This is a genomic window from Acinetobacter sp. ESBL14 (assembly GCF_036668815.1).
Lineage (GTDB): Bacteria > Pseudomonadota > Gammaproteobacteria > Pseudomonadales > Moraxellaceae > Acinetobacter > Acinetobacter gyllenbergii.
On sequence record NZ_JAZEVS010000008.1, the window covers coordinates 45531 to 57667 of the forward strand.

Consider the following 12137-nt stretch of genomic DNA (forward strand, 5'->3'; position numbering starts at 1 on the left):
TGCCTGCTTTTTAGCTGCGTAACTATGGTTTCAGTCCCTCGCATAGTTACGCTTAGAATTATGTTTTGCCCAAGCACAATAGCACTTTAGTCTTAAAGAATCGTGGTCTGAATGTCTAAACTACGTAACAAAGTTTTAGTAACAGGGGTTTTGCTACAGACATTGAGAAGCTTTTCTTTTAAATCTTGTGAAAGAGGTTGTTCAAATATTACACGGCGTTCGATTCGTTCCTGTTGTTCGCGATTGGTATGGAAGTCCACTTCAACTGAAAACGCACCCAAATCCATTTCCTTATGTTGCGCGTACATCCGCAAGGTAATCATGGTGCAGGAGGCCAAGCTTGTAGTCAGGAAATCATAAGGTGCTGGCCCTGTATCATGTCCACCGAACTGTTCTGGCTTATCGGTAAGAAATTGATGTGTGCCACTCTTCACCTCCCCCTTCCAAGGTTCTGGCAAAGTCTGGACGGTTGCACTGGCAATAATACTCATTTTGATGCCCTCATTTGATCAGGTAATACAGGTGCTTCTAGACGCTTACCTTGGTAATCAGGAATTTCTCCAAAACGAGCATCATGATTAATCCAATCCTCACGGGCTTGCTTTAAACCATCCATCGTCCGTCCCACGAAATTCCACCACAGTAAAATCGGTGATTCAAACGGTTCACCGCCTATTAGCAGTAAACGATGACCTTGGGTGAGTTCCACTTCAATTTCCGTTAAACCCGTTTCTAAAACCACCATATTATCGGCAGTCAGTTCATGCCCATTAACGCGGGCTGTGCCTTCAAGTGCCATAAAGGCATACTCAAACTTTGGATTGAGTGGAATACGGGTCTTGGTATCAGCTTGTGCAGTGAGATCGACGCCAACCAAAGGCGTATGCACTTGCACAGGAGAGGTTGTATCGAGAAAGTCACCGACCAGTACGGTAAACTCAACCTGATCTTTCGTCACCACAGGCAATTCTGGATAGTGCTCAAACTTAGGCTCTATATTCAGTTTGTCATCTGGTAGGGCAATCCAGAGCTGGGCAGCGTGCATTTTAGTTTCAGTATCTGGTGCAACTTCCGTGTGTGAAATCCCACGACCTGCCGTCATCAAATTGACCTGCTTCGGACGGATTAATTGTTTTGAACCTAGACTATCGGTATGCATCATGGTGCCTTCAATCATCCATGTAAACGTCTGCAAACCAATATGCGGATGCGGCCCCACATCTAAACCATCGCCCGCTGGAAAACTCACTGGCCCAGCATGATCTAGAAAACACCATGCCCCGACCAAGCGTTTTTGTCGACTCGGCAGAGCACGTTTAATCACGGTTCCCTTACCAATTTCGGCAGAACGAATGGTAAATTCTTGAATAAATTGATTAATATATGTTTCGCAGTCTTTTGAATCAGAAATATCGTAGTCGTTATTATTGCTCATGATATTACTCTCTTTTACCTATGCTAATGCAATGAGTTGATAGCTTGATCTTAACAATACAATCACTCAGCAATATAGTCTTTTAGTAATACACAGAGTGTTATTCATGGGACAATCTCTACCCCCTTTTTTTGATACCCCGAAATAGAAAATGCTCGAATTGCATTAATGGGTTTGCATCTCGACGATCAAGCCTGTTAAACGCCGTACCACAGGCAATAAAACCAAGACCAATGGATAAGCAATCAGCCAAGAAAACATCCATGTTGCTGACCATTTACTTAAAAACTCTGGAATGAAGCCAATACTCATCCACATATTGGCCAATGACAAAGTTCCACTCATAAAAAATGATAAAATTAAAGGCAATATCCACGCTGCATATTTTGCTGGTAGTTTTTTCATCGACCACTTTTTAGCAACCAATTCGATATTATTGAAATTTTTCACTATTTCTTTACCTGTTGCTTTAAGTTTTTCATGAATTGACCAAATTGCGGAAGAAATGCCTCAAATAAAGGATGATCTTTATTTTCCAACATCACTTCACTAAACAGCTTTAAACCCACTGCAAAGGATTTTGTGGTTTGATCATCAAAAAAATCAGCCTTTTTCAACCGTTCGACAATCTCGAAAATATCATCATGATTGCCCGTATAAAACTCCAAACGCTCGGTATAGGTTGAAACCTGCCCTTTCGCATCTTTTAAATGCTGTACTGTGACATGATATTGATGTTGTTTCATACTTCTGCTCCAAGAGGCTTTTAAGCACTCTCTTTAATTTCAACCTGCATCAGGTCGACTTGAAATTGATGAAATACCGCAGCCAAAGACTGTAAAAATGCGGTCTGTTTGGCCGTGGTTAAATCGGCGCAACGGATATGCAGCATTTGACTGTTAGGAATTGAAGGCAAATTAAACTTGGTCTCTGCCCGATGAAACTGATAACTGGCAATCAAGCCTGCCTGCACCAGATCACTGACCACCCGATACACCGTAGCCAAACTCAACTGCTGTTTCTGTTGATTCAGCTGTTGATAGATCTGTTTCACTGTGAGTTCTTCTGATTGTTGTGCCAAGACAGACAGCACCGACATCCGAGGATGTGTCACCCTTAGACCCGCCTGCTTGATTTTCTGTTGTAGCTCTAACATGTTTCGCTCCCAACTTATAAGCGTCCAATGGCGATGGCAGCCTGATCAATTTTTTCCGCAATTTGATGGATCTGTTCTTGCTGCAAATCTGTGATGTTCAGTTTTAAACGCAATGCCGTTTTTAAGTTTTCCATCGCGCGATGGATATCAATCAACTGATCATTATTGTGAATTTCACGTCTTAGTCGCAGCTTTTGCAATAAAGCGGCCAACATGTCTTGCTGCTCTTTTAAATAGCTATCGCCATAGTCGGTAATCTGATATTGCTTACGTTCGGCATCCAGCACGCGAATCAAATTCATTTCTTCCAATGCGGTTAACGTTGGATAAATCGTTCCTGCACTTGGGGTATAGCCATCTCCGACCAGATCACTAATTTCTTTAATAATTTCATAGCCATGTTTGGGGCTTTGTTGAATCAAATGCAGCACCAACAGTTTCATGCGACCTGATTCAAATAAGCGCCCACGACGCCCTGAACGGTGATGCTCTCGATGCTCGATATCACGCTCGTTTTCGTGATGATCTGATGCGTGTTTCATCTTTATTTTTCTCATGTTGCTCAATTTATGCATGTTAAGATATATCTTAAATAGTCTTATGGCAAGTTAAGATATATCTTTAAATTTTAATTTTTTGATATTGAATGAGTTATTTATTTTACAGATCGATTTTTAGAAAAAGTTAAGTAATAAAAAAGCCACCTTTTTAAAATATTATTATTTGATCAGGCTACTCTTCTTCTTAAATTGTTCATCAATTTTTGAACTCAGGAAGTCAACAACAGGTCCTAAAGCCTGATGCTGTTGTTGCCAGCTTTGCTTGCCTATCTCACCTTTATATTCTTGGATCATGCGCTGCAAAATGGGTTGATGCTGCGACGGTAACTGAGCTATCACCCATTGCGCAGCCTGATCTTTAGGTACAATCTCATTCGTCACCAAACTAAAATAAATACGGCATAAGGCCAAAATCTGATTACGCTCATCGGCATCCTCATCCCAATGCGCCACAATCGAGGGATAGGTGTCTGCCATTGCCTGCCAGAGGTGCTGTTCAGGAATTGCCGTTGACCACTGTGTCAAACTTGGCCCCAACAAACTACGATGATGCACTTGTGCTTTCTTCAGCAAAATACTCAGATCAGGGTCTGTATGTGTGCGGAGCAAAGCACCTTGGTTTAACTCCTCCCGTAACCATTCTCCAAATTGTAGTTCGTAGCTGAGTGGATAACTGCCTGAAAGAATTTGCGCTTTAAGTACGATGGTGACTTCAAGTGCACGCTGTGCAGCCCCAATTGGATACGAAATTTTTAATAAGGTTTCTGCCAGTTGCTGTCGTTGCTGGAGTGTCAGTGCTTGACTCACCACAACCAAAACATCCAGATCACTTTCTGGACCTAGCCCGCCATCAACAGCTGAACCATACAGATAAATGGCAAAGAGGGATTCACCCAAAAGCTGCTGTAAAGATCCTGTTAACTGTTCGAGTTGCAAGGTTTCGGACATGCTTGACCTCTTTTTTCAATCGCATAAAAAAAGGCAGGATTTTCATCCTGCCCTTCATCTTATTCCCACTCAATCGTTGCTGGTGGCTTAGATGACACGTCGTAGACGACGCGTGAAACATCTTTAATCTCATTCATGATACGAGTTGAGATTTTATCAACCAATTCATATGGAAGATGTGCAAAGCGTGCTGTCATAAAGTCAACCGTTTCTACCGCACGAAGTGCAATCACCCATGCATAACGGCGACCATCACCAACAACACCCACTGATTTTACAGGTTGGAATACAGCAAATGCTTGTGCAGTTTTGTCGTACCAACCACTGTCACGCAGTTCTTGCATAAAGATGTCGTCAGCAAGACGAAGAATATCAGCATATTCTTTCTTCACTTCACCCAAAATACGCACGCCCAAACCTGGACCTGGGAACGGATGACGGTAAATCATGCTATGCGGTAAACCAATGGTTGTACCTAATTTACGTACTTCATCTTTGAACAAGTCACGTAATGGTTCAACCAATTCAAATTCTAGGTCATCAGGTAAACCACCCACGTTGTGGTGTGATTTAATTACGTGTGCTTTACCTTGTTTGCTTGCAGCAGATTCGATTACGTCTGGATAAATCGTCCCTTGTGCCAAGAATTTCACGCCATCAAGTTTACGTGCTTCTTCTGCAAATACTTCAATAAATTCACGACCAATGATTTTACGTTTTTTCTCAGGATCAACTTCACCTGCCAAAGCAGACAAGAAACGCTGTTCAGCATCGGCACGGATGACGCGAATGCCCATGTTTTCTGCAAACATTTGCATCACTTGATCACCTTCGTTTAAACGAAGTAAACCATTGTCTACAAATACGCAAGTTAACTGGTCGCCAATGGCTTTGTGCAATAACGCAGCAACCACAGATGAGTCCACACCACCAGACAAACCTAACAGAACTTTTTCATCACCAATTTGTGCGCGTAACTGTTCTACACGTAAATCGATAATGTGTTCAGGCGTCCACAGACCACGACAACCACAAATCTGATGTACGAAGTTAGACAGTAATTCAGCACCTTTTGCAGTGTGAGTCACTTCTGGATGGAACTGAACACCATAGAAACGACGTGCTTCATCACTCACCGCAGCGAACGGGCAGCTTGGTGTACTCGCAGTCACTTGGAAGCCTTCTGGAATGGCACTGACTTTATCGCCATGGCTCATCCAAACATGAAGTTGGTTTTCACGATCTTGCAAGTTACCAATCAATTGATCACGTACTAGAATATCTACTTCTGCATAACCAAACTCATGTACTGTACCTGGCTCTACTTTACCGCCAAGTTGTTCAGACATGGTTTGCAAACCATAACAGATACCCAACACTGGTACGCCTAATTCAAATACAACTTGTGGTGCGCGTGGGCTTCCTTCTTCATGTACGCTTTCAGGGCCACCTGATAAAATAATCCCCTTCGGATTAAACGCACGAATGTCTGCTTCAGACATATCGAATGCATACATTTCAGAATAGACACCCGCTTCACGTACACGACGTGCAATGAGCTGGCTATATTGAGAGCCGAAATCCAAAATAAGGATACGATCTTCAGTAATTTGAGTATTGGTCGTCATGGTTCATCTTAAAGGCAAATGAATTAAGCGCCATATTCTAACATTTTTCACGCTTTGGCGCATCGCAATTCATCATCTATCTTATTTTTTCATTGGATTGAGCAATCGACACTGATATTTAAACTAAAATTTCACAGCAAAGCACAAAATAAGGAGTATTAAATCAACAATTCTTGCCCATTCTGCTCAACACAAAGCAAAAATTGGTGCTAAGATGACGAGTCAAGATATGCATTACCATGGAAAGGTATTCAATCGACAGCATCGTTGCCTTTTTATACGATTGTGATGTCCTGATTCAAAGGAAAAATAAAAGGGTAACTCAAAAAATTAAGGGTCCTGATGTTTCATCAATGGCCGAAAATATTTCACTATCATCTAGCGCTTGCCCGACCACGAGCAACAATTAGGACTTGAAGGACCAATAAAATAATGTTTCAAGAAATGATTGCGGATTTTCAACAGAATTTCTGGTTATATATTTCAATCCCCTTTATCAGTGGCTTTATTGGCTATGTGACCAAGGTCATTGCCATTCAAATGATGTTTTCACCACTTGAATTTAAAGGATTGCGATTATTTGGGCTTCCACTCGGATGGCAAGGGATTGTTCCCCGTAAAGCAGAGAAGATGGCCACCACAGCAGTGGAGTTAATGACCTCCAAGCTGATTAAACCCGAAGAAATTTTTGCCCGACTCGACCCCAAACGTATTGCCCAAGAAATTGAAAAACCATTGATGGCAGCAGCTGAGGACATTACCCGAGAAGTGGCACAACAATACCAACCTGGCCTATGGGAAGGCATGCCTGAGTTTGCACGACAAAAACTGATTAAGCGTGTCCAAGCCAAAGCGCCAGAAATTGTTGAACATATTATGAGTGAAGTGCAGAAAGATGTTGCCAAGTACTTCGATATCAAACATATGGTGGTCAATAACCTGCTCAAAGACAAACGTTTGCTCAATGAAATCTTTAAGAAAGTGGGCAAACAGGAATTCAAATTCTTTAGTAATGTCGGTTTCGTGTTTGGTTTTGCAATTGGTGTGGTACAAATGCTGTGCTGGATCGTGACTCAAGGTAAATATCCATGGATGCTGCCGATGTTTGGTGGCTTTGTCGGCTTCTTTAGCGACTGGATGGCCTTGCAAATGATGTTCCGTCCGTTATACCCAAAAAAGATCATGGGCTATACTTGGCAAGGTCTGTTTATTAAACGTCAAAATGAAGTGGCTGCCGACTATGCCGCATTGATTTCCAAACAATTACTCACCTCACGCAACATGATGGAAGAGTTGTTCTCAGGCACGCATTCAGACAAAGTGATTGAGTTGGTCAGCCGCCAAGTCAAACAAGAAATTGATTTGCAGGCTGGTATTGTGCGTCCATTGGTGGTCTATGCAATTGGCGGTGAAAAATACCAAAATCTGAAAGCCGAAGTGGCAGAACGTATTCTCAAGCAACTGCCAGACACCATGCGTTATGTCGAATCCTATGCTGAAGATGCCATGAATGTGCGTAATACCTTGGTTGAACGTATGCAGAAACTGAGTCCAGAAGAGTTTGAGGGCATGCTACGTCCTGCATTTAAAGAAGATGAATGGTCATTGATCATTGTCGGTGCGGTACTAGGTTTCCTCGTCGGGGAAATGCAAATCCATTTCATGCTCTAAAACATCAGACATAAAAAAAGGAAGCCTGAGCTTCCTTTTTTTATGTCTTTATCGATGCGCATATTTTTCAATTTTAATGACTTCAATATCAGTTGGCTTATAGCGATGGGTATCCACCTCACCGACTAAACGAACATGATCACCGACTTTCAACCCTGCTTGACGCCAAAGATCATCATCAATTTCGACGCCGATGCTGCCGCTCGAATCTTTAAACTCATAATGATCACTTTGCAGGTGCTTGCTAATTTGGCCAGTCAGGGTAATACCCGTTTCATCGGCCAATTTCGCGACTTGACTCACTGACACTACATTCTTTGCCGCTTCCTGTAGTAATACATGATCATCTTTACCTGCCCATGTCAGTGTCGATAAACTAGTGAAAACTACAATCCCGCAACCCAAAAGCATTTTTTTCATTGTCATGTCCTATTTGTTTTAACCATTTATGATCTAAACAGAAATAAGCCGCAATGTCGGCTTTCGTTTGTAAGCAAGATGCTTTAGGCAAAATTTAACCCCGTTGTGAACAACGGGGATTGATCCCGAGCTATTATTTTTCAATTAAATGGTCAAGGCTAATACGACCTGCGCCATAGAGCATCAACATAAAGAAACCACCCGCCATCGCGAAGTTCTTCATAAAATTAATCGCATCTTCTGCACCAGCATGGAAGATAAAGGCTGTAATAATACTAAAAAGACCTAAACCCAAAGATGCAAAACGTGTTTGGAAACCAAATAGTAGAGCCAAGCCACCACCAAACTCAACCAAGATCACCAAAGGTAATAAGGCACCCGGAACCCCCATCGATTCCATATAACCCGCTGTACCCGCATAACCTACGATCTTGCCCCAACCTGCAACAAGAAAAATATAAGCCAATAACAAACGCGCAATCAAAGTGACAACATTGGCCACGCCAGACTGTGTTACGATATTTTTTACAACAACATTCGGATTAAACATAATCAATTTCCACACTGTTTGTTTTTTAACATGCTAGCAGTTTATGTAGCTTTGATTTTGCAATAAACACCAATTTAGTTAACATATCGTTCCTTATTTGCAACAATAAAATACCTTTTCTCGCTTTAAGACCCGCTTAATCTGTTCTAAAAAGTTACCAATTAATTTGCTTTTTATACTGACATTCTACAGAGGCACTGCTAGGATTTAGTCCACATTCATAGTGTTAACCCCTCCATGGAACTCATTGATTTTATTCTGCACGTTGACGAACATCTTTTAGAATTTATTACCAATTATGGCGTGTGGATTTATGCCATTTTATTCCTGATTATTTTTGTTGAAACTGGTTTAGTGGTGATGCCATTTTTACCTGGTGACAGCTTATTATTTGCCGCAGGTGCTTTAGCTGCATCTACAGGTGCAATGGATCCATGGGTACTCGGTGTTTTATTGTTTATCGCAGCCGTACTCGGTGATACTTTGAACTATCATATTGGCCGTTACGTGGGTCCACGCGTATTTGAAACCAATTCACGCTTCATCAATAAACAACATTTGCTTAAAACCCAAGCGTTCTTTCAACGTCACGGCGGTAAAACCATTATTTTTGCCCGCTTTGTACCTTTTGCGCGGACCTTCGCTCCTTTTGTGGCGGGTGCTGGCAGTATGAACTATAAGTATTTCTTGACCTATAATGTTGTGGGTGCATTTTGCTGGATCGCATCGTTCATTACGCTTGGATACTTATTCGGTAATATGCCAATCGTGAAAGATAATTTTACCCATCTTATTTTCGGTATCATTATTATCAGTGTGTTACCGGGCATCATTGGCTTTATTCGTCAGAAAATGAAAGCTGCTAAAGCCCAGTAAACCGAAGGTGCTGTTAAAAGAAACGTAATAGCATCGGTAACATACAAATAAGCAATAGCATGGCCGACCCTTTGTATAAATGGTCGGCTTTAATTCCAATCAGGCTTCCTGCCAACAATGCCCGTCCAAACAGCATCCAGAAAATACTAACGGGAATCAGAATAAGACTAAAAATTGCAAATACCAGCGCGGCTTGTTCAATCGAATTCCATGTTTCAGCTGGAAAAATCCCAGAAGCCAATAACACCGTTTTCGGATTTTTAAGCGTTGAGAAAAACAGCTGTCTTTTACGAATATGTTGGTGATGTTGATCTAGTTTTTGTAGATGTGAGCCTTTCCACAAATGGAATGCCATCCAAAGAACATAGAGCAAACTGAGCGTATGTAGAATCGCACCAATTGCAGGCCAAATCGGATCAAATAAATGAATGAAGAGCGCCCATAAACTAATCCCATAGAGATAGCCCAACCACTCAATTGGAATAAACGTGATGGTTTTAGGAACACCGTGTTGGTGTGTTGCACTGGCAAGCAAAGCATTGGTCGGACCTGGTATCAGTAATACCGCCAACATCGCCAAAACAAAAAACCAACTCTCAATCATACACATACCGAACGGCTAGACATGGGCGCCACCTTAAACGAATTTAGGGCAAAAATACAAATTTTCAGGGCATCCTCGAATAAAAAAAATCAATGAATTAGCTGAGTTATAAATTTTAATTATTTGTTTTTTATCATTATATCTTGAAACATTTTGCTATAATTTAGTTACTGACCGCCATCTTAAGCGATGACGATCAGTTCTCAAATTTATGATTTCGGACGTTGTTTGACAATGATTGGGCAGCCTTTAAATTTTGCTGCCTGTACGATTGCGTCTTGCTGCCCCATGACATTGGCAAGTTCAGTATTTTTGGTATTCATTGACTGACCCATATTGAGCGAGATCGATGGGCCAAAGCCCCAACCACCTCGTCCCCAGCCACCACCAAGTCCAACACCAACGCCTACACCTGTACGTTTTGGTGTTTGTACGCCATTTTCGATATAGAGCTGAATACGGTTGTATTCTGCTTGTAACTGTTGACAATTCAATGCTTGATATTGTGTCGGTGACACATAAGCGGGCTTAACCGTTGATGCACATGCACCCAATAACAGACTCGCTGCCAAAACAGGCATCCAATATAAGCGTTTCATAAGATTCTCTTATTTCTTTGATTCAATCTCATTGAACAGGGTCACATAGGCGACGGTCAATTTATGGTCAGATGCCAAATGAATCAAGGGTAAATTCTTTTGATGTGATTCTTTCATCAAGATCGACGGCGGCAACATGCTCTCTAGCACAGGCAAACCTTCATCTTTGAGTTGTTGAACCACTTCTCGGGGTAATTTTGCCTGAGATTGGAACTGATTGACCACAATTCCCTCAATCTCCAAGCGATCATTATGATCATCTTGGGTTTCGAGCACATTTTCAATCAAAGTTTGTAACGCACGTTTCGAAAACACATCGCAATCGAATGGAATCAACACACGATCTGCAGAAATTAACGCCGATAACGTAAAGAAGTTAAATGCAGGCGGGGTATCAATAAAAATCCGGTCATAACGTGCACTGAGGGATTGAATCGAATCGCGTAACTTATAGATTTTATGTTTACTTTCCAGTGCATGCTCTAAGGCACCCAAACTTGGGCTAGCAGGAATCACATCTAAATTTTCAAAAGTAGTCCGATGTACATAACTGTCCAGTCCTTTGCCACGCGGTGCTTTTAGGATTGAGCCAATGGCATTACCAATTAAGCCCTTTTGCTGCGTACTACCTAAAATATCGTCGAAGAAATTTTCAATGTTTGGCTCTAATGCGGCTTTATCCGCAGAATAGGTTGCATCTTCACCCAACAGGTATTGGCTTGAGTTTGCTTGTGGATCAAGGTCAATCACCAAGGTTCTGAGACCTTGTTTAGCGCTAATCGCTGCTAAATTCACCGTAATACTTGATTTCCCCACGCCACCTTTCTGGTTAAACACAACACGCGTTAACATTGATTTCCCTCTAGCATATTTTTTGTAAACTGCACGCAGTTTAACCTAGTGCAAAAACAATTACTCAAACAATGTGTCGAACAATCAGGCAAAAACTGGCTTAATCATAACGAGACCTAAAATTCCCACCATTGCAACCGTTCCGATCAATAACCCTGCACGACGTTGTTGCAGCAAAATATCACGATCCTTTTTATAGGTTTTGATCAAAGACGACCACAACACAAAAAATAAAATCACTTTGGCATAGAACCAAGGCTGTACCTCAAAGTTATTCATGAACAGTAAAACTACACCTGTCACGATAATCAAGCTTAAAGACAGATGTTGCAAACCCACCAAGCTTTTACGGGCTTTGGGATTGGGTTGCTGATCTTGGACACCAACAAAGAGTGTTGAACCACGTAATACAAACACAATGATCAATAGGCTCACTGCAGACATGTGCATAATTTTAGTGAGGAAGAGCTCCATGATTAATCCTTAGCTTTTTGGTGCATGTGCACATTCAGGACTTGCAGGCGCCTCACCTTGCCACTCACTCGGCACATAGGCATGAATCGCTAACGCGTGGATGCGGCCTGGGCTCATTAACTCGGCAGCCACCGCATAAATTTTTTGATGACGTTGTACCAGACGCAGACCTTGGAATTCATCACTCACCACAATCACTTTAAAATGCGATTCTTTGCCTGGAAAATAACCGCCATGTCCAGCCGACTCATTAATAACGTCAAGATGGATCGGTGCGAGCGTGTTTAAACGTTCAATCAACTGTTGTTCTAAGTTCATCAGTCACTCTGTAAGGTCAGATTGAGATAGCGTATTAGTATACATG

At 41.8% G+C, this 12137-nt stretch carries 17 protein-coding genes; 2 read left to right on the plus strand and 15 right to left on the minus strand.

Features of this window, described 5'->3' with window-relative positions; translation table 11 throughout:
- Window positions 1-92: 92 nt before the first annotated feature.
- From V6E90_RS19585 to guaA, 8 genes are all read right to left on the minus strand, one after another.
- Complete coding sequence (locus V6E90_RS19585) at window positions 93-491, minus strand: OsmC family protein (protein ID WP_332606243.1); 399 nt, start codon at window positions 489-491, stop codon at window positions 93-95.
- Window positions 488-1435 (minus strand): pirin family protein, encoded by a 948-nt coding sequence (locus V6E90_RS19590; RefSeq protein WP_332606244.1) that lies wholly within the window; start codon window positions 1433-1435, stop codon window positions 488-490. The genes V6E90_RS19585 and V6E90_RS19590 overlap by 4 nt, the downstream gene beginning before the upstream one ends.
- 165 nt (window positions 1436-1600) lie before the next feature.
- Window positions 1601-1840, minus strand: a complete 240-nt coding sequence (locus tag V6E90_RS19595) for a DUF2798 domain-containing protein (protein WP_332606289.1) — start codon at window positions 1838-1840, stop codon at window positions 1601-1603.
- A gap of 44 nt (window positions 1841-1884) precedes the next feature.
- A complete protein-coding gene (locus V6E90_RS19600) occupies window positions 1885-2181 on the minus strand; it encodes a DUF3861 domain-containing protein (RefSeq protein WP_023271009.1) in 297 nt (98 codons plus the stop codon).
- A 20-nt stretch (window positions 2182-2201) separates the two neighbouring features.
- The gene (locus V6E90_RS19605) at window positions 2202-2591 is read right to left on the minus strand and encodes a transcriptional repressor (protein WP_023271010.1); all 390 of its coding nucleotides are present in this window, start codon (window positions 2589-2591) and stop codon (window positions 2202-2204) included.
- Between the two features lie 14 nt (window positions 2592-2605).
- Window positions 2606-3133 carry a PadR family transcriptional regulator gene (locus V6E90_RS19610; protein WP_332606245.1) on the minus strand — a complete coding sequence of 176 codons (528 nt, stop codon included), beginning with the start codon at window positions 3131-3133 and terminating at the stop codon, window positions 2606-2608.
- A gap of 177 nt (window positions 3134-3310) precedes the next feature.
- Window positions 3311-4099 (minus strand): ANT(3'')-II family aminoglycoside nucleotidyltransferase, encoded by a 789-nt coding sequence (locus V6E90_RS19615; protein WP_332606246.1) that lies wholly within the window; start codon window positions 4097-4099, stop codon window positions 3311-3313.
- Window positions 4100-4158: 59 nt separating this feature from the next.
- Window positions 4159-5727 carry a glutamine-hydrolyzing GMP synthase gene (guaA, locus tag V6E90_RS19620; protein WP_016542562.1) on the minus strand — a complete coding sequence of 523 codons (1569 nt, stop codon included), beginning with the start codon at window positions 5725-5727 and terminating at the stop codon, window positions 4159-4161.
- Between the two features lie 444 nt (window positions 5728-6171).
- On the opposite strand from guaA, the gene V6E90_RS19625 reads away from it, so the two are divergent.
- Window positions 6172-7398 carry a DUF445 family protein gene (locus V6E90_RS19625; RefSeq protein WP_171061146.1) on the plus strand — a complete coding sequence of 409 codons (1227 nt, stop codon included), beginning with the start codon at window positions 6172-6174 and terminating at the stop codon, window positions 7396-7398.
- Window positions 7399-7446: 48 nt separating this feature from the next.
- Here the strand turns inward: V6E90_RS19625 and V6E90_RS19630 are convergent, their stop codons facing one another.
- Together V6E90_RS19630 and V6E90_RS19635 are read right to left on the minus strand one after the other, a co-directional pair.
- Window positions 7447-7818 carry a NirD/YgiW/YdeI family stress tolerance protein gene (locus tag V6E90_RS19630; RefSeq protein ID WP_065344143.1) on the minus strand — a complete coding sequence of 124 codons (372 nt, stop codon included), beginning with the start codon at window positions 7816-7818 and terminating at the stop codon, window positions 7447-7449.
- A 133-nt stretch (window positions 7819-7951) separates the two neighbouring features.
- Window positions 7952-8368 (minus strand): DoxX family protein, encoded by a 417-nt coding sequence (locus tag V6E90_RS19635; protein ID WP_016542560.1) that lies wholly within the window; start codon window positions 8366-8368, stop codon window positions 7952-7954.
- A 237-nt stretch (window positions 8369-8605) separates the two neighbouring features.
- Between V6E90_RS19635 and V6E90_RS19640 the strand changes: the two genes are divergently transcribed.
- Window positions 8606-9244 (plus strand): DedA family protein, encoded by a 639-nt coding sequence (locus tag V6E90_RS19640; protein WP_016542559.1) that lies wholly within the window; start codon window positions 8606-8608, stop codon window positions 9242-9244.
- 13 nt (window positions 9245-9257) lie between these two features.
- Here the strand turns inward: V6E90_RS19640 and V6E90_RS19645 are convergent, their stop codons facing one another.
- The 5 genes from V6E90_RS19645 to V6E90_RS19665 all read right to left on the minus strand — a co-directional run bounded on the left by V6E90_RS19645 (window position 9258) and on the right by V6E90_RS19665 (window position 12091).
- Window positions 9258-9848 carry a LysE family translocator gene (locus V6E90_RS19645; RefSeq protein ID WP_016542558.1) on the minus strand — a complete coding sequence of 197 codons (591 nt, stop codon included), beginning with the start codon at window positions 9846-9848 and terminating at the stop codon, window positions 9258-9260.
- 209 nt (window positions 9849-10057) lie between these two features.
- Window positions 10058-10447 (minus strand): hypothetical protein, encoded by a 390-nt coding sequence (locus V6E90_RS19650; RefSeq protein WP_016542557.1) that lies wholly within the window; start codon window positions 10445-10447, stop codon window positions 10058-10060.
- 9 nt (window positions 10448-10456) lie between these two features.
- Window positions 10457-11299: a ParA family protein gene (locus tag V6E90_RS19655; protein WP_016542556.1), complete on the minus strand. Its 843-nt coding sequence runs from the start codon at window positions 11297-11299 to the stop codon at window positions 10457-10459.
- A gap of 84 nt (window positions 11300-11383) precedes the next feature.
- A complete protein-coding gene (locus V6E90_RS19660) occupies window positions 11384-11773 on the minus strand; it encodes a SirB2 family protein (RefSeq protein WP_332606247.1) in 390 nt (129 codons plus the stop codon).
- Window positions 11774-11782: 9 nt separating this feature from the next.
- Window positions 11783-12091, minus strand: coding sequence for a BolA family protein (locus V6E90_RS19665; protein ID WP_016542554.1), 309 nt, complete (start codon window positions 12089-12091; stop codon window positions 11783-11785).
- Between the last annotated feature and the right edge of the window lie 46 nt (window positions 12092-12137).